This is a genomic window from Candidatus Phytoplasma mali (assembly GCF_000026205.1).
GTDB classification, from domain to species: Bacteria; Bacillota_I; Bacilli_A; order Acholeplasmatales; family Acholeplasmataceae; genus Phytoplasma; species Phytoplasma mali.
This window is the reverse complement of the sequence record NC_011047.1, coordinates 190,102-216,207: the sequence shown is the minus strand read 5'-3', so window position 1 is coordinate 216,207 and position 26,106 is coordinate 190,102. Positions and strand designations below refer to the sequence as shown.

Annotated in this window: 21 protein-coding genes; 9 read left to right on the top strand and 12 right to left on the bottom strand. The window is 21.2% G+C overall.

What is annotated here, in order from left to right; genetic code table 11:
* The first annotated feature begins 113 nt into the window (after positions 1 to 113).
* Together ruvA and ruvB are read left to right on the top strand one after the other, a co-directional pair.
* Entirely contained in the window at positions 114 to 674 is a 561-nt protein-coding gene (ruvA, locus tag ATP_RS00860; protein WP_012504323.1) for a Holliday junction branch migration protein RuvA, read from the top strand.
* 18 nt (positions 675 to 692) lie between these two features.
* Positions 693 to 1,691 carry a Holliday junction branch migration DNA helicase RuvB gene (gene ruvB, locus ATP_RS00855; protein ID WP_012504322.1) on the top strand — a complete coding sequence of 333 codons (999 nt, stop codon included), beginning with the start codon at positions 693 to 695 and terminating at the stop codon, positions 1,689 to 1,691.
* 226 nt (positions 1,692 to 1,917) lie between these two features.
* Here ruvB and tpiA read toward each other — a convergent pair whose 3' ends face one another.
* The 10 genes from tpiA to ATP_RS00800 all read right to left on the bottom strand — a co-directional run bounded on the left by tpiA (position 1,918) and on the right by ATP_RS00800 (position 15,369).
* Positions 1,918 to 2,694 carry a triose-phosphate isomerase gene (gene tpiA / locus ATP_RS00850; protein WP_012504321.1) on the bottom strand — a complete coding sequence of 259 codons (777 nt, stop codon included), beginning with the start codon at positions 2,692 to 2,694 and terminating at the stop codon, positions 1,918 to 1,920.
* Positions 2,695 to 2,815: 121 nt separating this feature from the next.
* Positions 2,816 to 4,738 carry a threonine--tRNA ligase gene (gene thrS / locus ATP_RS00845; protein WP_012504320.1) on the bottom strand — a complete coding sequence of 641 codons (1,923 nt, stop codon included), beginning with the start codon at positions 4,736 to 4,738 and terminating at the stop codon, positions 2,816 to 2,818.
* Between the two features lie 42 nt (positions 4,739 to 4,780).
* On the bottom strand, positions 4,781 to 6,139 hold the full coding sequence (gene mnmE / locus ATP_RS00840) for a tRNA uridine-5-carboxymethylaminomethyl(34) synthesis GTPase MnmE (protein WP_012504319.1): 1,359 nt from the start codon (positions 6,137 to 6,139) through the stop codon (positions 4,781 to 4,783).
* Positions 6,140 to 6,215: 76 nt separating this feature from the next.
* The gene (locus ATP_RS00835) at positions 6,216 to 7,157 is read right to left on the bottom strand and encodes a DHH family phosphoesterase (RefSeq protein ID WP_012504318.1); all 942 of its coding nucleotides are present in this window, start codon (positions 7,155 to 7,157) and stop codon (positions 6,216 to 6,218) included.
* A gap of 720 nt (positions 7,158 to 7,877) precedes the next feature.
* Complete coding sequence (locus tag ATP_RS00825) at positions 7,878 to 9,548, bottom strand: ABC transporter substrate-binding protein (RefSeq protein ID WP_041186061.1); 1,671 nt, start codon at positions 9,546 to 9,548, stop codon at positions 7,878 to 7,880.
* The gene (locus tag ATP_RS00820; protein ID WP_012504316.1) at positions 9,532 to 10,461 is read right to left on the bottom strand and encodes a carbohydrate ABC transporter permease; all 930 of its coding nucleotides are present in this window, start codon (positions 10,459 to 10,461) and stop codon (positions 9,532 to 9,534) included. The genes ATP_RS00825 and ATP_RS00820 overlap by 17 nt, the downstream gene beginning before the upstream one ends.
* An 18-nt stretch (positions 10,462 to 10,479) precedes the next feature.
* The gene (locus ATP_RS00815) at positions 10,480 to 11,400 is read right to left on the bottom strand and encodes a carbohydrate ABC transporter permease (RefSeq protein WP_012504315.1); all 921 of its coding nucleotides are present in this window, start codon (positions 11,398 to 11,400) and stop codon (positions 10,480 to 10,482) included.
* Between the two features lie 2 nt (positions 11,401 to 11,402).
* A complete protein-coding gene (locus tag ATP_RS00810; RefSeq protein WP_012504314.1) occupies positions 11,403 to 12,494 on the bottom strand; it encodes an ABC transporter ATP-binding protein in 1,092 nt (363 codons plus the stop codon).
* Positions 12,495 to 12,573: 79 nt separating this feature from the next.
* Positions 12,574 to 13,971, bottom strand: a complete 1,398-nt coding sequence (asnS, locus tag ATP_RS00805; protein ID WP_012504313.1) for an asparagine--tRNA ligase — start codon at positions 13,969 to 13,971, stop codon at positions 12,574 to 12,576.
* Positions 13,972 to 14,679: 708 nt separating this feature from the next.
* Positions 14,680 to 15,369, bottom strand: coding sequence for an ATP-binding cassette domain-containing protein (locus ATP_RS00800; RefSeq protein ID WP_012504312.1), 690 nt, complete (start codon positions 15,367 to 15,369; stop codon positions 14,680 to 14,682).
* Positions 15,370 to 16,201: 832 nt separating this feature from the next.
* On the opposite strand from ATP_RS00800, the gene pdhA reads away from it, so the two are divergent.
* The 6 genes from pdhA (at position 16,202) to ATP_RS00770 (ending at position 23,960) form a co-directional block, all read left to right on the top strand.
* Positions 16,202 to 17,293: a pyruvate dehydrogenase (acetyl-transferring) E1 component subunit alpha gene (gene pdhA / locus ATP_RS00795; RefSeq protein ID WP_012504311.1), complete on the top strand. Its 1,092-nt coding sequence runs from the start codon at positions 16,202 to 16,204 to the stop codon at positions 17,291 to 17,293.
* A complete protein-coding gene (locus ATP_RS00790) occupies positions 17,293 to 18,273 on the top strand; it encodes an alpha-ketoacid dehydrogenase subunit beta (RefSeq protein WP_012504310.1) in 981 nt (326 codons plus the stop codon). Before pdhA ends, ATP_RS00790 begins: the two co-directional genes overlap by 1 nt.
* Positions 18,274 to 18,309: 36 nt before the next feature.
* Positions 18,310 to 19,569, top strand: a complete 1,260-nt coding sequence (locus tag ATP_RS00785; RefSeq protein ID WP_012504309.1) for a dihydrolipoamide acetyltransferase family protein — start codon at positions 18,310 to 18,312, stop codon at positions 19,567 to 19,569.
* Positions 19,570 to 19,598: 29 nt separating this feature from the next.
* Complete coding sequence (lpdA, locus tag ATP_RS00780; protein WP_012504308.1) at positions 19,599 to 20,981, top strand: dihydrolipoyl dehydrogenase; 1,383 nt, start codon at positions 19,599 to 19,601, stop codon at positions 20,979 to 20,981.
* 232 nt (positions 20,982 to 21,213) lie between these two features.
* Positions 21,214 to 21,966 carry a TatD family hydrolase gene (locus tag ATP_RS00775; protein ID WP_012504307.1) on the top strand — a complete coding sequence of 251 codons (753 nt, stop codon included), beginning with the start codon at positions 21,214 to 21,216 and terminating at the stop codon, positions 21,964 to 21,966.
* Positions 21,967 to 22,550: 584 nt separating this feature from the next.
* Entirely contained in the window at positions 22,551 to 23,960 is a 1,410-nt protein-coding gene (locus ATP_RS00770; RefSeq protein WP_012504306.1) for a 2-hydroxycarboxylate transporter family protein, read from the top strand.
* 277 nt (positions 23,961 to 24,237) lie between these two features.
* Here ATP_RS00770 and ATP_RS00765 read toward each other — a convergent pair whose 3' ends face one another.
* A complete protein-coding gene (locus ATP_RS00765; RefSeq protein WP_012504305.1) occupies positions 24,238 to 24,573 on the bottom strand; it encodes a hypothetical protein in 336 nt (111 codons plus the stop codon).
* Complete coding sequence (locus ATP_RS00760; protein ID WP_012504304.1) at positions 24,570 to 24,842, bottom strand: hypothetical protein; 273 nt, start codon at positions 24,840 to 24,842, stop codon at positions 24,570 to 24,572. Before ATP_RS00760 ends, ATP_RS00765 begins: the two co-directional genes overlap by 4 nt.
* 653 nt (positions 24,843 to 25,495) lie before the next feature.
* On the opposite strand from ATP_RS00760, the gene ATP_RS00755 reads away from it, so the two are divergent.
* A complete protein-coding gene (locus tag ATP_RS00755; RefSeq protein ID WP_012504303.1) occupies positions 25,496 to 26,104 on the top strand; it encodes a coiled-coil domain-containing protein in 609 nt (202 codons plus the stop codon).
* Positions 26,105 to 26,106 lie beyond the last annotated feature (2 nt).

The window sequence follows — 26,106 nt, the reverse complement described above, 5'->3', positions numbered from 1 at the left end:
TAAAATGATATTTAAAAAATCATACTTAAATTATTATAACATACTTATTATAAGATATAATTATAATTATAAGTTTTTATAAATAATAAATATATTTTTTAAGGGAGTTTTTTATGTATTCTTATATTAAAGGTAAGGTAGTAAACAACGGTCAAAACTTTGTTATAGTTGATAATAATAATATTGGTTACCATATTATAGTTTCTAATCCCTATTTTTATGAAATTAATAAAGAATATAAATTTTTTGTTCATTTTCATATTAAAGAAAATTTACAAATTTTATACGGTTTTAATGATAATAAAAATTTATTATTTTTTAAAAAATTACTAGATGTACCCACTATAGGACCTAAAAGTGCTTTAATGCTTTCTGAAACTGATAATTTAGAACAAGTTTTTCAAGCTATTGAAAATAATGATAATGTATATTTAAGAAAATTTCCAGGAATTGGTATAAAATCAGCTCAACAAATTATTTTAAAACTTAAAGGTGATTTAATATTTTCGGAAAAAATAATATTAAATCCAAAAAAAACAGAACTGGAAAAAATTTTATTAAACTTAGGTTTTGTTAAAAAAGAAATTAAATCTGTTTTAAATCAAATTGATGATAAAAAAGAACTAGAATTAATGCTAAAAGAAGTTTTATTAAAATTAGCAAAAAATATTTAACAAAAAGGTTATAAAATAATGAAATTAAATAAAAATTCTGAATTGAAATTATCTACTATTGATGAAAAAGAAAAAAATTTAAGACCAGAAACTTTGAAAGAATATATGGGTCAGAAAAACCTAAAAGAGATTTTATCTGTATATATAAAGGCTGCCAAAAAAAGAAAAGAATCTTTAGAACATTTATTAATTTATGGCCCACCAGGTTTGGGTAAAACAACTTTAGCTAAAATCGTTGCTAAAGAATTAAATGTTAATTTTAAAATTACTAGTGGTGCCGCTATGGAAAGAAGTGGTGACTTAGTTGCTACATTAAGTAGTTTACAAATGGGAGATGTTTTATTTATTGATGAAATACATCGTTTACCTAAGTCCATTGAAGAAATTTTATATTCTGCGATGGAGGATTATGTTTTAGATATCGTTTTAGGCACAGAAAATGAAAAAAAATCTATTAGAATTGATTTACCTCCTTTTACTTTAATAGGAGCTACTACTAGATTTGGTGATATTTCTTCTCCTTTAAGAGATCGTTTTGGTTTAATTTTAAAATTAAATTATTATTCTGAAGATGAATTAGAATTAATTATAAAAAGAACATCATTAGTTTATAATACAAAAATTGATAATAATACTTTAAAAAAATTAGTAAAAAGAAGTAGAGGTACGCCAAGAATAGCCAATAGACTTTTTAGAAGAATTAGAGATTTTGCTGATGTTTATAATAAAGGTTTGATTGATGAACATATTTCAGAAATAGCTTTAGAAAAGCTAACTATTGATAAAAACGGTTTAGATGATGCTGATTATACATATTTAAAAAGTTTAATAGAAAAATTTGAAGGTGGACCGGTGGGAATAAAAAATATTGCTGCAAATATTGGAGAAGAAGTTTCTACTATTGAAGATATATACGAACCTTATTTGTTAAAGGAAGGTTATATTAAAAGAACAAAAAGAGGAAGAATAGCAACACCTTTAACATTTAAACTTTTTAAAAATGATAAAATTAAATAATTTAAATGCTTTATTCACCATTTTAGCTATCTTTTGTTTATAAAAGATATTAAAAAAACTAATTAATTTTGTGGTTATTTTTAAAAAAAATTCTAAAAAATATTGTAATTAATATTTTTTTTAAATATACAAAAAGCTCTTTTTTTTAAAAAAGAGCTTTTTGTATAAATTTAATTATATAAAATAATTATTATTAATAATTTAATGACATTTTTTATCAGAAATATTATTTTTTATTTAAAGAAACTTTTTTAGCAATGTTTGTTAAAAATAAAAAATCTTTTACTTTTAAAGAAGAATTACCAACTAAAACTCCATCAATTTCTTTTTGTTCTAAAATATCTTGAATATTGGAAACATTAACGGAGCCGCCATAAATAATTCTTATTTCGTCAGCTATTTCTAAAGAAAAAAACTGAGAAATTTTTTTTCTAATAAATTTAATTATTTTATTAATATCGAATAAATCAGAAATTTCTCCTGTACCAATAGACCAAGAAGGTTCATAAGCAATAACAATGTTTTTGACATCTAATAACGAAACTCCATTAAATAATTTTTTTAATTTTTCAGCTAAAAATAATTTTTTTTTTTGAATTTCATTAATTTTAATATTTTCACCTATACATAAAATTATTTTTATTTTTTCTTTTAAAGATGCTAAAACTTTTAAATTAATTAATTCATAAGTTTCATGAAATAAATTTATTCTTTCACTATGTCCTAATAAAACATATTTAATACCTAATTGTTTAAGATTTTTTGGAGAAATTTCACCAGTAAAAGGTCCTTCTGTTTTATGAAAAGTATTTTGAGCTCCAATTTGTAATTTAGATCCTTCTCGTTGAATTAAAGAATCTAATAAAGTAAATTGAGGGAAAATAATTGTTTCTATTTGTTCAAAAGAAGGAATTTTAGTATTTATTTGATAAATAAATTCTAATGCCTCATCTTTAGATTTATACATTTTCCAATTACCAGCAACTAAAATTTTTCTTTTCATGTTGAAATTTCCTAACTTATTTTTTACTTTATAAATAATATAGTTAAAATAAAAAATAAAAATTATTTTAATATTATTTATTTTTTAAACAAAAAAATAATCATATTAAAATTTTAAAATATTATTTTTGTTTCATCTTTGATATTAATAAATGAATAAATTTATCAATTTTCATCATTATTTGTAAATCTTTTTTATATTCTCTAAAAGTAATTATATCATCTTTTATTTCTTTGTCACCAATAACTATTTGATAAGGTATTTTCCATTTTTGAGCTTCTCTAATTTTATAACTTAAAGTAGAATCTTTTTGATTAATTTCAACTCTAAAACCATTTTTTAATAAAATAGATTTAATTTTTTGTGCATATATTAAATGATTATCTAAATTAATGGGGATTAAAATAACTTGTAAAGGTGCTAACCAAAAAGGGAAAAAACCTTTATATCTTTCTAATAAATAAGAAAAAAATCTTTCCATAGTAGAAACAATACAACGATGAATTAATATAGGTGAATATTTTTTGCCATCTTCACCAACATAAGTTAAGTTAAATCTTTTGGGTAATAAAAAATCAATTTGAACAGAAGATAAAGTTTCTTCATGACCTAAAGCTGTTAAAACTTGTACATCTAATTTAGGACCATAAAAAGCAGCTTCTCCTTGAACTTCAGTAAAATTTAATTTTAATTCCAACATAATTTCTTTTAAAATATTTTCCGCTTTATTCCACATTTCATCATCATTAAAATATTTTTTTTTATCTAAAGGATCACGATAACTTAAACGAAATATATAATTATTAATATCAAAATCTCTATATACTTCTTGAATAAAATTTACAATTTTTTTAAATTCTTCTTTAATTTGATCTGTTCTAATAAAAATATGAGCATCATTTAAAGTCATTTCTCTTACTCTTTCTAAACCAGAAACTGCGCCTGATTTTTCTAAACGATGCATCATTCCTAATTCAGCTATTCTAATGGGCAATTCTTTATAACTGTAAATTTTATTTTTATAAATCATCATATGGTGTGGACAATTCATAGGACGTAAAACATATTTCTCTCCATTTGGCATATTCATTGCTGGAAACATATTATCGCGATAATGTTCTAAATGACCTGAAGTTGAATAAATATTAATATTAGCAATAACAGGTGTATAAACATGTTCATAACCACCTATTAATTCTTTATCGACAATATATCTTTCAATTATGCGTCTTATAGTACTACCCTTCGATAACCAAAAAGGAAGACCTAAACCTACTTCTTGCGATAACATAAAAAAATTTAAATCTTTATTGATGTATTTGTGATCGCTCATTTTTCTTTCTTGTAAAATTTTTAAATGATTATTTAAATCATTTCTATTAAAAAAAGAAGTTCCATAAATTCTAATTATTTGTTTTCTATTAGAATTTCCTTTAAAATAAGCTCCAGAAATTTTTAAAAGTTTAAAATATTTTATTAATTTAGTGTTTATAATATGTAAATCAGAACAAAGATCAATAAAATCTCCTTGTTTATAAATATTAATTTTTTTATTTTTATTTTCTTGTAATAATTCTTTTTTATAATGATTATTTTTAAAGATCTCTAATGCTTGTTCATAAGTAAATTCTTTTTTTAATATATCTAATTTTTTTTCTGCAATTTGATGCATTTTTTTTTCTATAGAATCAAAATCATGATTAGAAATTTTATGTTCTTGAAAATCAATATCATAATAAAACCCCTCTTCATTAAAATTTCCCGAAGTTGGTAATATATTTGGATATTTAATACTTAAGGCATGTAACATCAAGTGAGAAGTAGTATGATTTAACATTTTTAAACTTTCAATGTGTTTAAAATTAATAATTTCTAATGTTCCATCTTCTTTTAAAGGAGTATTTAATTCAATTAATTTTTGGTTAAAAAAAGCTGCTACTGCTGTTTTTTCTGATTTTTTTAAATATTTTTTTATAATAGTTAAAACATCAGTTCCGCAAGAAAAATATTCTTCCAAACCGTTTTTTAATTTAATTTTAATCATATTTTAATTCCTCCATTGAGTTTTGTTTTTAATTTTTATAAATTATTTACCTAAACAAAATTTAGAAAATAAATTTTTTATTAAATCATCAGTTTGACATTCGCCTAAAATTAAACCTAAAAATTCATAAGATTTTTTAAAATCATCTACACAAATATCTACGGGTATATTATTTTGTAATGAATTTGAAGCATCTTCTAAAAAACATAAAGCTTTTTTTATTTGTTGAATATGTCTTGTGTTTGAAAAATAATTAAAATCTTTTTCTTTAATAACATCTAGTTTTAAAATTTTTAAAATATTATTTTTAAGTAATTCTAATCCTTTTTTTTCAATAGTGGATATAAAAATAATTTCTTCTGTTAATTGTTGTTTTTCAATTTTAGTTTTTAAATCTGATTTATTGCCTATTAAAATTCGAGGGTAATCTTTTGTTAAATTCAATAATTCTTTATCTTCTGATTGTAAACAATTGTTTTGATCTAAAACTAATAAAACTAATTCTGCTTTTTTTAAAAGTTGTTTAGTTTTTAAAACACCTATTTTTTCTATTTTATCTTCTGCTTCTCTAACACCAGCTGTGTCAATTAAATGTAATGTAATTCCTTGTAAATTGAAATAAACATCTACAAAATCTCTTGTAGTTCCTGGTATATCAGAAACAATAGATCTTTCTTCTTCTAAAAAAAAATTTAATAAACTAGATTTACCTACATTAGGACGACCAATAATTAAAGTTTCCACCCCTTCTTTTAAATAACGTGTTTTATAAGAATATTTTAAAACATTTTTTATTTCTTTAATTAATAATTTAGTTTGGGGCAAAATATTTTCTTTAGACATTACAGTTGTATCTTCGTATTCTGGATAATCAATATTAACTTCAATTTGTGATATTAAATTTAAAATTTTTTCTCTTAATTGAATAACTAATTGAGAGGTTTTTTTTTGTAAACCTAAGTTAGCTATTTTAATAGCATTTTCATTTTTAGCATAAATTAAATCCATAATTGATTCTGCTTGTATTAAATCAATTTTACGGTTTAAATAAGCTCTTTGACTAAATTCTCCTGGCAAAGACATTCTAATATTTAATTCTAATATTCTTTCTAAAACCATTTGTGTAATTAAAATTCCTCCATGAGTATGAATTTCAATTACATCTTCTCCAGTAAAAGATTTAGGATTTTTAAATAAAGAAATCAAAACTTCATCTAAAATAATATTATCTTTATTTAAAATAAAACCATGTGTGATGGTGTGAGAATTCATTTTATTTAAATTTTTACCTTTAAAAATTTTTCTTATTTCTTCTATGGTTTTTGTTCCACTAATTCTAATAATACTAACCCCACCCGTTCCAAAAGGGGTTATAATCGCTGCTATAGTATCGAAAATCATTTAATATATTCATATCCTTCGTTTTAAATTAAAAAAAATCTTATCTAAGAAATTTAATAAGGCTTTTTTATTATAATTATTTGTTAATAAAAACATTAACTGATTTTTTAATTTCTTCCAAAAATAAAAATAATTCATTTTTAGAATTAAAAATTACTCCACAAGCTTTTAAATGACCGCCACCACCAAATTTTTTAGAAATATTATAAATTTCTGGTCCACGTGAACGAATAGTAACTTTAATTTCATTATTTTCTTTTTCTAATAATAAGGCCCAAACATAATTTTCTTTTAAATTTTCTAATAAATTTACAGCCGAAAGAGCTTCTCGAAAACTTAAATTAAATTTTTGTAAAATATCTAAAGAAATATTCGCATAACAAAATCCTTTATCAATAATCAAATTTTCTATAATATATCCTTTATATTTTAAAAAATTTAAACTTTCTGCATGTATTTTTTGTTCAATTTCGGGAATATTTAAGCCATATTTTAATAATTTAGAAACAATATTGAAAGTATAACTATTAACACGATCATATTTTAAATTGCCACTATCTGTTAAAATACCGACATAAATTGCTAAAGCACCGTGAAAATCTAGTTTCATATTTAATTTTTCTTTCAAAATAAAAATCATTTCCGAACAAGAAGAAAAAGAAACATCAACCCAATAATGAATTTTATCATCAATAATATTATTTTTAATATGATGATCAATCCAAATAATTTCTTTTCCTAAAGAAAATCTTTGATCACTGATTAAAGTTTTAACGCCGGTATCAACTATAATAACTAAAGCATCTTTATATAAAGCATCTGGTATTTGATCAAATATACCAATAAAAGATAAATCAGGGTTATTTTCACCAACAACATAAACTTGTTTTTCAGGAAAAGTATTTTTAATTATATTTTTTAAACCAAACTGTGAACCATAACAATCACCATCGGGCGTTTTATGACCATGAATAATAATAGTATTAAAATATTTTATTTTTTTTTCAATTAAATCCATTTTTACCTCCTTTTTTTGTAATAAACAAATAAATAATAAATACAAAATAGAAAAAATAAAGATATTGAATATATTTTTTAGAAATCAGAGTTTTTTTCGTTTTATAATTATTATTTTTATTACTAAAAATCACTGATATAATTTTTGTTTTGTTTTGTGTTTTTTTCATTTACACAGTAGTTAATTTTTATTTTATTTATTTTTAGAAATTTAAGAATTTATTTTTTTCTTTAAATTAGAAAAAGACATTATTAATTTTTTTATTTGTTTTTTATATGTTAAAACTTAAATAATAAGATATTTTTTAACTTTTTTTATATTAATTTATTTTTGTCTCTTAAATATCTTTTTATATAAAATATTTTTTTATTGTTTGATTATTAATGAAACAATACAACTGACACATTTTTACTATTTTCAATCGTTGATTCAATTTTTTTTATTTTTTATTTAGTTATATATTATATTAATCTTATTATTGAGATAACTTTTCAATAGAGACCTTAAATTTTATTAATATATTTGCATTAATAAAAATATTTTCAAATCAAATTACCTTTATAATTTTAATTTTTAGTTGATATCTATTCAAGGGATTATATATATTTTTAATTATATTTATTAAAAAAAATTGATTTAAATATTATTTATGAATAAATAATAAAATATAAGTTAAAAAAGATTAAATTAAATAATAAATTTTAAATTTCAAAAAATTAATTAAGAATTATAATAATTTTTATAAAAATTAATCTTTTTATTTATTTCTTCTTCATATTCATCATTGTTTTTAAAATTAATAACTAGACAATCAATGAATAAATGTCCTATTACTTCTCTAAGTATATTAGATTTTTCAAAAACTTTAGTATAAAATTTATTTTTATTTGTTGAATCCATTAATTTTAATAAATAATATTGTAAATCAGGTTTTTTTTCTTTTTTTTTAAATTTTTCTTCTTCTGTTGTAAGATGTTCTGTTACATATTGTTTGATAGGAGAAAATTTACCTGCTTTTAGTAATATATTACTAACCTTTTCAGAAAATAAATACTTAATAAAATACCAAGAAGCTAAAATTTCATCTATGTTTTTTTTATAAAAAAAACAAATACTAGGACCTTGTTGTAATGTTTTTAAATCATCTGTTGTATTTTGATCATTTTGAGGAAAAGAAGGTATAGGAGCAATGCCTAAATCAAATGCACCACTATCAACAATTGCACGATAATTTTCTAGTCTTCTAGAAGAATTAATCATCATATAAATTTCTTTATTTTTAAAAATAGATATATTATCTTTTAAACCAGATAAGTCTTCTGATGTTAAATATTGTTTGTCATAAAATTTTTCTTTAAAATATTTTAATATTTCCGTTTTAACTCTTGAATTATCAAAAAAACCATTGTTTTGAGAGGAAATGTTTAGAGATTGGGCTGAATCATAAAACATATTTTCTATACTTTGCACAAAAAATGGAATAACTTTTTTATTTTTTTTTTCTTCTATATCTTTGATAGTTTTACATAATATTTCTATTTGTTCCCAAGTAAAAGACGCTGTAGGCAATGTATCTGATTTTTCAAAATATTTTTCATATTTTTCCCAATATGTTGTAAAATCTTTTGTTTCCTTGTTTTTTTCTTTAAAATTTTTTTCAAATTCGTCCCTAAATGTGTTTTTATGTTCTATAAAATATGTTTTATTGTAGAATAATAATTCTTCGGTTTTGAAAACAGGTAAAGAAAAAATTTGTTCATTTTTTTTATCTAATTTTATAATACCTTCTTCCCAATAACTACTATAAATATCTTTTTTTATTGTTTCGTTTATATTAACTTTTTTTTCTTCATTTTCATTGAATTGATATAAATTAAATTCTGTAATTTTGTTTTCTTCTTTTTTTTCTTCTTTTTCTTTTTGTCGTGAATATTTAATAAATTCATCGAAGGGCAATAACTTACCGGAATAATAGTAAGAAAATAAATAATCTGGATAACAAAAAACTAAATTAGGATAATTATCAGTAGGTAAAACACCGCTAACACTTTTATAAAGCTCAGGCCAATTACTTTTATTAACGGATATAACTTTTATTTTAGGATGTTGTTTATTAAAAGATTCAATAATTTCATTTAACATTTGGTTTTCTGAATTAGAAACACTATTCCAAAAAATAATTTTAATATCTTTTTCTTCTGGATTAAATGACTCTAATTTTTTTTTTATGTTTTTTTGAAATTCTTGTACCTCGGTTTCCGTTTTGTTTGAATTAAAACTATTTAAACACATTGATAATATAACAAATAAAAAAATAATTAATAAATAAATTATAATTACAATATTATTTTTTAATTTCTTTTTTAAAAAAAAATTAACCTTTGATGCCACTTTGTAATTCTCCAGTTATAATATATTTTTTAAAAAATAAAAAAATTAAAATTAAGGGCAAAATAACTAAAAAAGAAATAGTCATTTGTAAATTCATAGTTAAATTTTCTGCTTCATGATAAAAAAATCTGCGAACTTTATTAGTTAATAATTTACCCCCTACTAGCTCAGGCCACATATAAGAATTCCAAGCAGCAATAGATCTAAAAATAATAGTTGTAACAATAGTAGGTTTTAAAATAGGAACCCAAATTTTCCATAAATAATTCCAATCATTAGTCCCATCTATTTTAGAGGCATAATACAATTCCCTTGGTACTTTTTTAGAATTTTCAATTAATAAAAAAATATGAAAAATATCTACTAAAAAAGGCAAAATCATAGCTAAATAAACTCCTCCAATAATAGTTGAACCATCGCCAGTATCAGTCATTTTTAAACTAGTTACAGTACGGAAATTAGTTAATAATAAAGATTCATTATTAATAATCATTCCTAAAAAAAGAAGTGTGTATAATGTTTTTTTAGATTTAAATTTTAAAATACTAAAACAAAAAGCGGTTATAATGGAAATAAAAGTTCCTAATAGGGTTGAAAAGAAAACCATTTTTACGGTATTTAAAAAATATTCAAAAAGGTTAATTTCTTTAAAATCTAATACACGATAAAAATTTTTAAAAGTAATTTCTTTAGGTGGAAAACTAAAATTTGAAGATAAAATATCTTGATCACTTTTTAAAGTACAAATAATCATAAAAACAAACGGAAAAACTAAAAAAATAGCACATAAAACTAAAAAAATATATTTAAAAATACAAATAAAAATTTCAATTATTTTTATTTTTTTAATTTTTTGTAAACAAAAATTAAATATATTTTTGAAATATAATAAAGCTCTTGTGTAACAATACATGGAAACATTAACCCTATTTCATTTTTTCTTAAAACAGTAAAAACTAATTAATGTAAATATTGCTGAAATAAAAAATAATATTATTGATGATGCCGAACCTTTAGCATAAGAATCTAAATGATGGCTTTGTAATTGTTTATAAATATAAAATGTCATAGTTTGAATTGAAGAAGTATTATTTTCACCAAATAGACCAACAATAGAATCGTATTCTTTAAAAGTTTGTAAAATAGACACAATAAACTGATAAAAAAAAACAGGAGATAATAAAGGTATTGTGATTTTAAATAAAATTTTTAATTTAGAAGCTCCATCAATTTTAGCAGCTTTATAATAATTTTTGTCAATATTTTGTAAACCTACAGTAAAAATAAAAATTTTAAAAGGAAGACTAGTCCAAATAGTATAAAAAATTAAAACAAAAAATTTTCTACCCCAACTAGAAGAAGGATTTAGCCAACCACCTTCAATTTTAAAAATTTTATTTAAAAAAATATCAATCAAACCGTCAGGTTTATTAAAAAAACCATAGCTATGATAAAAAAGAAAAGAAAAAACAATTCCCATAATAACTTTATTCATCAAAAAAGGGAGGAAAAAAATAGTTTTAAAAAATTCTTTTAATATTTTGTTGTAAACAGAATTTAAAAATAAAGCAATTACTAAAGAAATAATCATAGATAAAGGCACAGAAATAAAAACTAATAATAAAGTATTTTTAAGACTTTCAAGAAAATATGAATCATTAAAAACTTTTTGATAATTTTGAAAGCCAAAATTAAAATTATTAAAACTATCTGAAAATTTATTATAATCAACGCTAAAAGAAATAATTAAAGTTTTTATCAAAGGATAGAAAGTAAAAATAGTTAAAATAAATATTGCTGGTGTTAGATATAAAAAATGTTGATATTTTTTTTTATTATTTAAAAATAACATAATTAAAAAATCCTTTGACCATTATTTTTATCAAAAATAAAACATTTTTCTTTTTTTATATCAAATCTTAAAAAATTTTTTTGATTAGTATTGAAATTTAAAAATTCTTTTTTAATTTTATAAAAAATTATACGAAAAGTTTGTTTTAAACATTTATTATGAAATGCTAATAAAATTAATTCTCTACCAATATTTTCAAAATATAAAACTCTTATTTCTAAAATACCCTTAGAGTTTAAATTATATCCTTCTGGTCTAATCCCAATATAAACTTCTTGTTTAATTTTTTTTAATTCTGGAACGTTAAAAATAACAGCTTCACCAATTTTAACTTGACCATTATTGATTTCGCCATCAAAAACAGAAATAGCTGGAATACCTAAAAATTCGGCCACAAATAAATTTTTAGGTTGCATATAAACTTCTTGTGGAATACCTTTTTGTTGAATTTGACCTTGATTAATTAAATAAATTTCATCACTAATACTCATAGCTTCTTCTTGATCGTGAGTAACCAAAATAATAGTAATACCTGTTTTTCTTTGAATTCTTCTTATTTCTTCTCTCATAATCAATCTAAATTTTACATCTAAATTTGAAAAAGGTTCATCCATTAATAAAACTTCTGGTTCTTTTACTAAAGCTCTAGCAATCGCTATTCTTTGTTGTTGCCCACCTGAAAGTTCAGAAGGCTTCTTATCTAATTGTTCCTCTATTTTTAATAATTTAGAAATTTCTTGTATTTTTTGTTTAATATAATCCTTGGTTTTTTTTAAATTTTCTAAAGGAAACATAATATTTTGACGAGCTGTCATGTGAGGATATAAGGAATAATTTTGAAAAACTAACCCTACACCTCTTTTTTCTGGTGATAAATTAGTAACATCTTTTTCATCAAAAAATATTTTTCCAGAACTTACACTAGTTAATCCGGCAATCATAAAAAGAGTAGTAGATTTTCCGCAACCAGAAGGTCCTAAAATAGTTACTAAACTACCTTTTTTAATATTCATTTCGATATTATCAACGGCGTAATTTATTTTTTTCTTTGAATCAATAAAATTTTTAGAAACTTTTTTCAATATAATACTCATTACTATTTTTTCCTTTAAATTTGATGAAATTATTAAATTTTGAAAAAATAATTAATAATTAAAAAATTAAATTTCGTATTTAAAAATTAATACTTTTGCTGCTAAGAGGAAAAGCAATAACATCTCTAATGTTTTCGACTCCGGTTAAATAAATTAATAATCTTTCAAATCCTAAACCAAAACCAGAATGTACACAACTACCAAAACGACGTAAATCTAAATACCATTCTAAATTTTCTGAAGAAATATTTAATTCTTTCATTCTATTTTTTAAAATTTCTAAATTTTCTTCTCTTTGTGATCCTCCAACCAATTCGCCAACAAAAGGAACTAAAAGATCTACACAAGCAACTGTTTTTTTATCTGGATTAATTTTCATATAAAAAGCTTTGATTTCTTTTGGCCAATCAATAATAAAAACAGGACTTTTAAAATGAACTTCAGTTAAATATTTTTCATGTTCGGTATAAAAATCACTACCGTGAAAAGGTTTAAATTCAAAATCAACACCGCTTTTGATTAAAATATCCATAGCTTCTTTATATTTAATTTTTGGAAATGATTTTAATCCAATAAATTCATTTAATTTTTTAATCAAACCGGGAGATTCATTTTCATCTAAAAATTTTAAATCATTTTGATTTGTTAATAGACAAGATTTAACTACTTTTTTTAACATTCTTTCGATAATTTCCATATTTTTTTCTAAATTAGAGAAAGCCATTTCCACTTCTAACATCCAAAATTCTGCAACATGTTTAATAGTATTGGAGTTATCAGCTCTAAAAATAGGACCCAAACTATAAACTTTATTGAAAGATGTTGCTAAAGCTTCTAATTCTAATTGGCCTGTTACACTTAAAAAAGTTTTTCTACCGAAAAAATCTTTAAGATAATCAATTTTCTTATCTTTTGTTAAAACTAATTTTTCTAAATTCAAAGTAGTTATTTGAAATAAATCACCTGCTCCTTCACCATCATTAACAGTAATAATGGGGGTGTTGGTTAATAAAAAATCTTCATTTTTGAAAAATTCATGTATAGCTAAAAAAACAGCACTTCTAATACGAAAAACAGATCCAAAAATTTTAGTTCTTAATCTTAAATGAGGAATTTTTCTTAAAAAAGCTTTTGAGTGATTTTTAGGTTGAATTAAATATTCAAAAGAACTAGAACCTAAAATATTGATTTTTTCCGCTTCTAATTCAAAAATATCATTGATTTTAAAATTTTTAACTAAAAAACCTTCAATTTCTATAGATGCTCCTATTTGTAATTTTTTTTTAATTTTTTCAAGAAAAAAATTTTTATCTTTTTTACAAACAATTTGCAAATCATTGATAAATGTTCCATCATTAAAATCAATAAAAAATAATTTTTTTTGAAAACGACAATTTCTAATCCAACCTTTTAAAAAAATTTTTTTATTTTCATACAATAATGGATTATTAAATAAATCTTTTAAAAAAACTATCATAATAAATAAGTCTCCTAAAAATAAAATTGAGTTAAAATAAAAATATAAAAAAAATCATTCTTTTAATTAAAATAAGTATACATTAATTTCTTATTTTTTAAAAATAAATTATAAGATGCTATTGTAATAATGCTTCATCATTGATATAAATATTTTTTAATTTTCATAGAATTATTATTGTGTTGTGCTCCGATAACTTTATACAAAATTATATATTAAAAATTTAAATTTAAGAACAATTTTTAAAATTTATTTTAATTATTATTTTTAATTTTTAAAAATTTTTTTGGATTTTCGATTAGGTTTTATTTCAAATTTTTTAAAACAACATTCCACAATTATTATAAAGCTTTTTTAGATCATAAATTAGAAAAAATTTTTTTATTTTAAAACGCATTTTCAATAAATATTTTTTTATTTATTTTTAATATCTTTCGTATATTGATTAAAAAAATAAATTTTTTTTAAACAGATATAATTTTTTTAATTTATGTTTTTTAATATTAAAATTTTTAACAAATAAATTGAAGAAATATAAACTGTTGTTTATATAATTAATTTTTTTGACATTTAACAAATAATATTCTTTATTTATTGAATTAATTAAATTTTTATTTTTATTTAAATTAATTTCAAATTTTAAAATTAATTTAATATATTTTTAATAAATTTTTATTTATCATTTTATAAGTTTTTTTGCTTTAAAAATTATTCTAAAGCTTTTTCATAAGAAATAAATTTTAAATCTTTAAATTTATTTCTTAAATTTATTTCTTTAGTTATCTTTCCTTTTTCTAAAATAGCAACTCTATGACATAAATTTTTAATAACAGAAATATTGTGTGAAACTAAAATAATAGTAGTTTTAAAATTATTATTAATTTCTTTAATCAATTTTAAAATTTCATAACTAGCATAATTATCCAAACTGGAAGTAGGTTCGTCGCAAAAAATAATTTTCGGATGTATTGCTAAAGCTCTAATTATAGATATTTTTTGTTTTTGACCGCCAGAAATTTGATTAGGATAAGCATTTTTTAATTTTGTTAATTTAACATATTCTAATAAATCATTTATTCTAGAAACAATTTTTTGTTTAGGAAAATTTCTTAATTTTAAAGGTAAAGCAGCATTCTCGAAAACATTTAAATTATTTAAAAGATTAAAATTTTGAAAAATCATTGCACTTTCTAAACGATCAAATTTTCTTATAATATTATTTTCATCCGGCTGGATAAAACCACTCATAATTCTTAATAAAGTAGTTTTTCCACATCCTGTATTTCCCACTAATCCAAAAATTTCGTTTTTTTCAACTTCTAGATTAATTTTTTTTAGTATTTTAAAAGGTTTTTTTTTAATATAAAAGGTTTTTGAAATATTTTTTAATTTGATCATATAAATTTAACTCATTTCATTTATTTTTTAAACATTTGATTATATTAAATTAAAATTTATCGTGATTAATAAATTCATCACAAAATAATGTAATAATGTAATGTTTTAAAAATTATTAAAATTTTTGATTAATTTTGTTTTGATATTAAATGAATTTTAATATATACATGTTTTAATTTTCTCATTTTATTTTTAATTATATAAAAAAATAAAAAAATATTTATAAATTATGATTATTAAATAATTCAAGTTACAATTAATAAAAAATAGAAATTTAAATAATTAGTTAAAAAATAAAATATTTAATTTAATAAATATAATTTTTTTATTTTTTTATATAATTTTTCAACGTTAACATGTTATGATTATTATGAGCTTACAAAATAATAAATTTACTTAATAATGTAATAATTTTATATTGAATAAACAATATTGATAATATATCATTAGGAAACATTATTTGATTTTTTTATTTTATTGATCTATAAATAATATTAAAATTAGTATTGAGATTAAATTTATTTAATTATGATATAAAAATATTATAAGAAAATAAAATAATTGTTGTTTTTGACAAATTTAAAAATAAAAGTAAAATAATAATTATTATTTTTATTTTAAAAGTATATTTTTGGTATTATTAAATTATCATTATAATCAATAAATATGAATAAAAAAAGTATATTTATTTTTTTTAAAATAATAACTTCTTAGGAGGAAAATACTAAATAAATTAAAATAAATAAAATTAAAAATATTTATTATAATTTTTAATTTTAAAATTTTTTTACATAATTAAAGATTAAATTTTAAAAAAGTTGAGGAATTTTAAATGTTATTTAAGGAATATGATCCTTTAAAAGAAAAAAGATTACAAATTTTAGATGAACAAGGTAATTTAATTAAACCAGAGTTAGAACCTAAAATACCTAAAGAAATATTGCTGAAAATATATAAAACAATGATATTAGAAAGAATTGCAGATATTAAAGCTTTTCAATATCAAAGACAAGGAAGAATGTTAACTTATGTTTTAAATATTGGCCAAGAAGCTTGTCAGGTTGCTGCAGCTGCCGCTTTAGAAAAACAAGATTGGGTTTCTCCTTATTTTCGTGATATAGGTTTTTATTTATATAAAGGTGTTCCATTAAAAAATATTTATTTATATTGGTACGGAAATGAAAAAGGTTCAAAAATGGAACCGGAAACTCGTATTCTACCAGTAAATATTATTATTGGTTCTGGTATTAATATAGGGGCTGGTCTTGCTTTAGCAAGTAAAATACAAAAAAAAGATGAAGTTGTTGTTGCTACTATTGGTGATGGAGGAACATCTCATGAAGAGTTTTTTGCAGGATTAAATTATGCTTCTACTTTTAAAGCACCTTTGGTAGTTTTAATTCAAAATAATCAATATGCTATTTCAACACCAAGAAAAATTGCTTCAAATGCGGCAACTTTAGCTCAAAAATGTTATGCTTTTGGGATTCCAGGTATTCAAATCGATGGTAATGATGTTTTAGCTGTTTATTCAGCGGTTAAAGAAGCTGTTGATAATGCTAGAAAAGGTGAAGGTTCTTCTTTGATTGAATTTTATACTTATCGTATGGGAGCACACACAACTAACGATAATACTTCATTATATCGTACTAAAGAAGAAGAATTAGCGTGGAGTAAAAAAGATCCAATTTTACGTTTTGAAAAATATTTATTATGGAAAAAAGTTTTAGAAGAAAAAGATATTAAAAAAATAGCAGATGAAACAAATGATTATGTAACAAAAATACACCAAGAAATTTCTATTGATGGCGACAAAGTAGAACCTATTGAAGTTTTTGAAAATACTTATGCAGAAATGACACCACAATTAAAAGAACAATATGAAGAATATGTATCTTTCTTATCAAGAGGAGATAAAAAATAATGGCTTTAATGAATTTATTACAATCTATTAATAATGCTTTAGATATTTGTTTGAAAAATAATCCTAAAACAGTTGTTTTTGGACAAGATGTAGCTAAACTTGGCGGTGTTTTTAGAGTAACTGCCGGATTACAAGATAAATATGGTAAAGAACGTGTTTTTGATACACCAATATCTGAATCTTCTATTGTTGGAAGTTCTATAGGTATGTCTATTAATGGTTTAATCCCTATTGCAGAAATACAATTTGATGGTTTTTCTTATATTGGTTTACAAGATTTATTTTCTCATGCCGCTAGAATGAGAAATCGTACACGCGGAAGTAGAACTGTTCCTATGGTTTTAAGAATACCTGTTGGCGGCGGTATTAAAGCATTAGAACATCATTCTGAATCTTTAGAAACTATTTATGGTTCTATTCCAGGATTAAAAATAGTATTTCCTTCAACTCCTTATGATGCTAAAGGTTTACTATTAGCCGCGGTTAAAGATCCTGATCCTGTAATTTACTTTGAACCAAAAAAAATTTATCGTTCAGGTAAACAAGAAGTTCCTGAAGAATATTATGAAATACCTATTGGTAAAGCTAAAATAGTAAAATCAGGTAATGATATTACTGTTGTGGCTTGGGGTTCTATAATAAGAGAAGTAGAATCAGCTATTAAATTATTGGAACAAGAAAATATTTCTGTAGAATTAATTGATTTACGAACTATCAATCCAATCGATCGAGAAACTATTATTCAATCAGTTAAAAAAACTGGTAGATTTTTAGTAGCACATGAAGCTTGTAAAACTTATGGTCCAGCAGGTGAATTAATTACTTTAGTCAATGAAAAAGCTTTTGAATATTTACAAACTGCTCCATCTAGAGTTACAGGACATGATATTATTTTTCCTTTAGCTAGAGGTGAAAAACATCAATTTTTAACTCCTGGCCGTATTGTTGAAGCAATTAAAAAAGTTTTTTACGAAGTTTAAAAAATTAAAAATAAATCAAGGAGATAAAATAAAAATATGTTTGAATTAAAATTCGCTGATGTTGGTGAAGGCATTGATGAAGGAACTGTTTTAAAAGTATATTTTCAAATCGGTGATAAAGTTAAAGAAGGCGATATTTTAGTTACAGTAGAAACAGATAAAGTAAATGCAGATTTACCAGCTCCAATAAATGGTGTTATTACTAAATTAGGAGTTAAAGAAGGTGAAATGATCCATGTTGGTGATATGGTAGCTATAATAGGTGATGAAATTCATGAAACTGAATTAAAAAAAGCAGATAAAGAAGATGATGCAGGAGTAGTCGGAGATTTAGAAAATTCTTCTCAAATTATAGAAACATTTAATGATAACCATGTTTTAAATGAAATTAATTTAAGTGAAAAAAAAATTCTAACCACTCCTTTAGTACGTTCTATGGCTAAGAAGTTAGGAATAGATTTAAATAATGTTAATGGTAGTGGGATTAATGGCAAAATCTTGAAAGAAGATGTCGAAAGATATCAAAATGAAAATTTAAAAAATTCAACTTCAACAATACAAAAACAAAATATAAAAGAACAACAATCATTAAATAATCTTGATTTTAGTAGTTTTGATAGTGAAGTTATTAAAATTTCTCGTTTAAGAAAAGCTATTTCAGAACAAATGAAAATTTCAAAAAATGCTATTGTTCCTACTACTTTATTAAATGAAATTAATATTGATAATTTGATAGCATTTAGGAAAAAATTAAAATTTGAAGCAGATTCTAAAAATATTAAATTAACTTACATGGCTTTTATTATGAAGGCGATTGTTATTGTTTTAAAAGAATTTCCAATTTTTAATTCTAGTTTTAATGAAGTTAAAGATGAAATTATTATTAAGAAAAATATTAATTTAGGAATTGCTGTTGATACTGAAGATGGTTTAATAGTTCCTAATATTAAAAATGCTGATAAAATGAATATTTTAGAATTAGCAAAAGAACTAGAAATAATAGCAAAAGAAACAAGAGAAAGAAAAGTTTCTATAGAAAAATTAAAAAATGGTACTTTTACAATTACCAATTTTGGAGCTCTTGGTTTAATTTATGGAACTCCTATTATAAATTATCCAGAAACAGCAATTTTAGGCATTGGTACAATAATTAAAAAACCAATAGTTGAACAAGAAGAGATAATTATTGCTAATATGTTACCTTTATCTTTAACTATTGATCATAGAATTATTGATGGAGCAGACGGAGGAAGATTTTTAAAAAGATTTCAAGAAATTTTAAATAATCTTTCTTAATTTTTTTATTTTAAAAAGGATGTTTAGTTATGAAAAATTATGATATTGTAGTTATTGGTGGTGGTCCTGGTGGTTATGTAGCTGCTATAAAAGCTAGCCAATTGGGAGCAAAAGTAGCATTAGTAGAGAAACATAAAATTGGTGGTGTTTGTCTTAATTATGGATGCATACCTACTAAAACTTATTTTAAAAGTGCTAAAGTTTTTAAAGAAATAAAAAAATCTTCTTATTATGGATTAAAAATTCAAGGTGATATAAGTTTTAATTGGAAAGATATTTTATTACGAAAAAATAAAGTTGTTCAAAAATTAAATAATGGTGTAGAGTTTTTATTAAAAAAAAATAAAGTTGATTTATATTATGGTTTTGCTGAAGCTTTGACATCTAAAACAGTTAAAATTGGAAATGATTTGGTAATTAATACTCGAAAATTAATTATTTCTACTGGAGCTAGTACTTTTATACCTCCAATTGAAGGTCTTCAAGAATCTTATGAAAAGGGTATTGTTAAAACTAGTAAAGAATTGTTAGAATTAGAAGATTTACCTAAAAAAATAGTTATTATCGGCGGTGGAGTAATTGCCATTGAATTTGCTACTATTTTTAACGCTTTTGGTTCTGAAATTATTATTTTGGAAAGACAATCTAATATTCTAAATAATATGGATAAAGATATTATTGAAGGTTGTTATAAAAAAATAAAAAATGATGGTATAGATGTTTTAAATAATGTAGAAGTAATGCGCATAAAAGATAATAAAATTTTTTATTCATATAATAATCAAAATAAAGAATTAATAGCTGATACTATTTTAATAGCTACAGGCTTTAAACCAAATTTATCAGGTTTAGAAAAACTTAATTTAAATATTGAAAAAAATTCTATAGTAACTGATAATTTTTTAAGAACTTCTTTGCCTGATGTTTACGCTGTTGGAGATGTTAATGGTAGATATATGTTAGCACATGTAGCTAGTCATGAAGGTATAATTGCAGTAAATCATGCTTTAGGTAAAGAAGAAAATGCAAATGGAATAAATTATGATCGTATTCCTTCTTGTGTTTATTCTTTTCCAGAAATTGCTACAATTGGATTAACAGAACAAGAAGCTAAACTAAAAGGTATGGATTATAAGATATCTAAATTACCCTTAACTGCTATAGGTAAATCTTTAGCTGATGGAGAAACAGAAGGTTTTGCTAAATTGATAGTTGGCAAACAAAATTTAGAAATTATAGGTATGCATATTTATGCTTATAATGCAACTGAGTTAATTAGTGAAATTTCTGTTGCTATGGAGTTAGAGGGAACTGCTTATGAATTGGCTAATGCTATTCACCCTCATCCAACTTTATCTGAATTAATATTTGAAACTTATTTAGGAGCTATAGATAAACCTATACATATGTAAAAATATATTATATTTTTTTATGATTGATAATTTTTATTTAATATTAGTATTTTAAAAAATAAAATTAAATTTATAAAAAAATAATTTTAAATAAAAATAAAATAATAAAATATTATACTAATTGCAAATAAGATTAATATTTTTGTTTATTAACTTTGAAATAATATGAAAATATTTATTTTTTTAAAAATTTATCAAAAAAATTAAATTAAAAAAAAGGTTATAAAATAAAATGTTAATAGACACTCATGCTCATTTAAATCAATCAGATTATGATAATGATTTAGAAACTGTAATTTTAAGAGCTTTCAATAATGATGTTAAAAAAATTATTGTTGTTGGTATGGATGAAAAAAGTAATCAAAAATCAATTAAAATAGCTGAAAAATTTGATAATGTTAAAGCAACTATAGGCATTCACCCCTGTTATTATCAAAATGAAGATCCTAATAAATTAGAAAAATATTTAAAACATCCTCAAGTTATAGCTATAGGCGAAACTGGTTTAGATTTGCATTATAGACGAGATAATTTATTAGAACAACAAAATATTTTTAAAATTCATATTGAATTAGCATTAAAATATAAATTACCTTTGGTTTTGCATGCTCGAGATGCTTTTTTAGAAGTTTACGAAATGTTACTTCCATATAAAGAAAAAATTACAGGAGTTTTTCATTGTTTAGTGTCTAATTTGAAAGAAACAAAAAAAGCTTTAGAATTAGGTTTTTATATTGGAATTGGAGGTGTTGTTACTTATAAACAATCTAAAATTGCTCATGAAATTGCAAAATCAATTCCTTTAGAAAAAATTATTTTAGAAACAGATTGTCCGTATTTAACACCGAGTCCTTTAAATCAACAAAGAAATGAACCAGCAAATATTAAAATAATTGCTGAAGAGATTGCAAAATTAAGAAACATATCTTTACAAGAAGTATCAAAACAAACTACTCAAAATGTTCAAAAACTTTTTAATTTTTAGTTTTGATATATATTATAGATATAATATTATGTCTAGATTACTAATGTTTTAGTAATTTTTAAAAAATAATTATTAAGAAAGTTATTAATCCTATTTTAGGAGAGATAGCTTTTTTTCATTATTTTAATAATTGATTTTGATTAATATTTATATTAAAAAATTAATGTAATTTAAAAACTAAAGGAAATCTATAAAAATAATTTTCTGATTTTTATAAAAATTTTTATAAAATAAGTAATTTAGATAATCAAAAGCTAAATTGCTTATTTTTTTCATATATCTTAATTTTATAACTGGATTTAATTTTATTTTTTTTTAAATGTTATCTAAAAACTTGATCAAATTTTGGCTTCCTAATTATTGATAATAATTTTATAAAATTCATAATATTAGAGGAAGTATTTTATTATATTATTTACTATTTCCATTTTTATGGTTTACAATATTTTAAATTCAATATTCAATAATAAGAATTAAATAATTTTAAAATTAATAAAAAATTAAATATTTTTAAAAAATAATTTGTTATTATAATAGTGTATTATCAAAATTAAAATTTATTTTTTTAAGGTGGTTTTTATAATATGCATGAAAAGAAAAACATAAAAATTTGGGGTATTAATATTTTTATGTTTATATTTTTTATTATTACAATGATTATTAATGTTTTTTATATTTATAAAAAACCTAATTTAATATTTAAATTATGGCATCCTTTGTTAACTCCTTTATTTATTTGCATGGCAATAGGATTTTCTTTAAATTTTATTGGAAAAAATGTTCCAGTTTTAAATAAATTAGGTTTAAGTTTTTTACTTTGCATTATAGTACCATCGTTTTTAGTACATAAAGGTTTTATACCTAGACAAGTGGCTAATTTTTTTGATAAACTTTTTTTTAATAAAGTAACTAATGATCGATTAGTTGATGGATTGCCTAATGTTGGTATTAATTTTGCTCAGTTTTTTATAACTATTGTAATTTCAGGTAGTATTTTAAGTGTTAATAGAGAATTATTAAAAAAATCTCTTTTGAAATTTATTCCTTTGACATTAATTGTTATTTTTTCTTCTATTATTTTAACATCTTTTGTAGGTTTTTTGCTGAATTATCAATGTCCTAGTATATTTGCCCAACATTCTAAAAATTCTTTATTAGATTCTATTTTTTATATTTGTCTTCCTTTAACAAATGGAGGTACAAATTTAGGCATTAATGGTTTTTCAAATGGAATTTTCAAAGAAGCTTTTCCTTTAACAACAGCAAGTGAAATAAGAAGTTATTTATTGCCACCCCTACTTTTAGCTCGAATTTTAAGTATTATGTTTGCTGGAGCTTTGTATCTTTTATTTGATAAAACTAAATTTAGTGGTAAAGGGAATTTAACTAAAAATACATTTTCTATAAACAATAATTTAAAATCAATTCCCTCTTTAGAATATAAAAATATAGGTACAGGATTATTTATTATTCTGGGTTTTTATTCTTTGGGAGTTATTATTGATCTATTAATTAGTAGCGAAATCGTAATTTTACAATTAGATGCGATGGTTTATGTTATTATTATTTTATTGATGGTTAAAATATTTAATTTAATATCTATTAAAAATCAACTTTGTGTTGAACAAACCGGTAAATTAATGAGTACGATTTTTACTATTCCTGTTTTAGCCGGCTTAGGACTGACAACTAATTTTCAAAAATTATTAGAATGTGTAACGGATTATAAAATGTTATTTATGGTTGTTTTTGCTTTATTAATCAGTATTTTTATAACATTTATGCTTGCTAAAATATTTGGTTTTTACGAATTCGAAGCATCCTTGGTATCTGGAATTTCTGGATATAGTATTGGTGGTACCGGCAATGTTGGAGTAATGTCTGTAAGTCATAGAGAAGATTTATTGCCATTTTCTATGATTGCAACTAGAATTGTGGGACCCATTATGTTTGTTATTTATACTATTAGTTTTAGAATTATATATATGTCGTAATTGATTGATAAATTTTTTGTTTTTTGATAATGTATTGATATATAGAAAAATTATTAATTTATCAAAAATTTAATATTTTTTATTTAAATAATAATATGCTTGCGAATTTATAATTAAAAATTAAATTATAAAATTTATCTATATTATCATTTTAAACAGCATTTATTATAAAAAAATAATTGTTTAAAACATTTAAATTTATTATTAATAAATAAATATAATTAAATAAAAAAACTGAACTATTTATAAAAAAAAATAAATAGTTCAGTTTTTGTTATTATTTTCTGTTTTTGGTTATTAATAATAAATTTTCTTTTTGTTTTAAATCTTTGACATCATTTTGTAATTTTTCTGTTTGATTTACTAATTGTATAATTAAATTTTTATTTTCTTTGAATATTAAATTACCATTATAAGTGGTTTCCCAAAAATAAATCATGAATACTATAATGAATCCTGTTGTGATTTTGCTTGATGTTGCAATTGGTGTTGCCGCAAAATAATAATTATATAAAGTATTAAACAAAAATATTATAAATAAACATAAAATAATTATTTGTATAGGACCTAATGAAAAAATATTTTTCTTGCTTTTTATATTTACATCAATCATATTTTATCCTTTCTTTCTAGAAAATAAATATTTTCTTCTATTTTTTTAATTTGATTTTGTAAATCATTTATTTCTTGTAAAATTTGTTCTTGGATTTGAATTTGTGAATTTATATCACGATAAAAAGCGGCTGTCTTAAATAAAGGATAAAATACAAACCATCCAAAACCGACAGTAAAAATACTTATAATAATAATTAAAGTTAATTGAACATCACTTAATTTACAATTATAAAAATTTTCGTTGTTTATCATATTGATTTTATACATTGATATTACCCTTCTCTTATTATTTTTTTATTTATTTATAAAAAAACATTTTTATAATATATAAAAAAAAGAAATTTTATTTTATTTATTTTAAGCAATTTTTAGAACATTTTAAAACATTTTAAACAATTTTATTTTTTCTTTTTTTAATTAACATTATACTATTTTTTTTTAAAAAAAATAGTATAATCGTTTTTAATATTTTTAATATTTAGTGTTTCGTTTGTAATTTATTTTTTTTATGTTAACATGTAGATATAAAAATAATTATTATTGTTGTAAATATTTTATTTTTTATTCTTTTGGTCATTAAGTAATTAATTTAATGAAAAAATCTTTTTTTAACATAATATAAGTTCTTTTTTTTTATTTACTTTTTTATTTTATCATCTTTGTAATTGATAAGTTTAAGATTATTAAAAATCACAAAAAAATAATTCAAATAACTTAAATTTCAAGAAAAATTCTATCTTTAGATATTATTAAAAAATCTTATTAGATTAATATTTTTTATAAAGAAAGAAGGTAAGTATAAATTTGAAATTAAAAAATTTTTACCATCACAAGTAACCAAAAAAAAACCTAAAAGAAAAAAAAACAAAAAAAATAATAATTCTTTTACATTTAAAATCTTTAAAATAGTTAAAGGTATATTGATTTTATTTCATATTTTTTTATTTTCTTTTTTTAATTTATATCTTTTACATAAAATGCCGCCTGTTAATACTTTTATAAAAAAAAATCCCATTTTTTTTATAAAAGCAATTGAAAAAATTGATCAAATATTAGAAACAGTCGGAAATGCAACATTACAAGATAAAAAAACAGCACTTTACAAAGATATAAACGAACTAGAAAACGAAAAAAAATCATTAGAAAAACAAATAGAAGCTATAGACAAAAGATTTAATAAACAACAAGAAAAAATTGATGTTCTGCAACAAGCAATAGATCAAAAAAAATTATCTTTAAAAAATATCAATAATCAAACTCAAAATGAATCTAAAAATGATAAACAAAAAAAAATAACTGAACCAACCAAACATTCTAATACAGAAGAGCAACATCCTACGTCTTTAATTGAAAAAAAATTAGCCAAAAATAAAAAAAAATTAAAAAAAATTAAAAAACAACTCCAAATAAAAGAAAAAACAAATCAATATATTTTAATAATTATAACTATTTCTTTAACTTTTATTGTCTCTATTTTTTTGCTTATTTTTTTTAATAAAATTAAAATTTTGGGTTATGAAAAAAATTAATT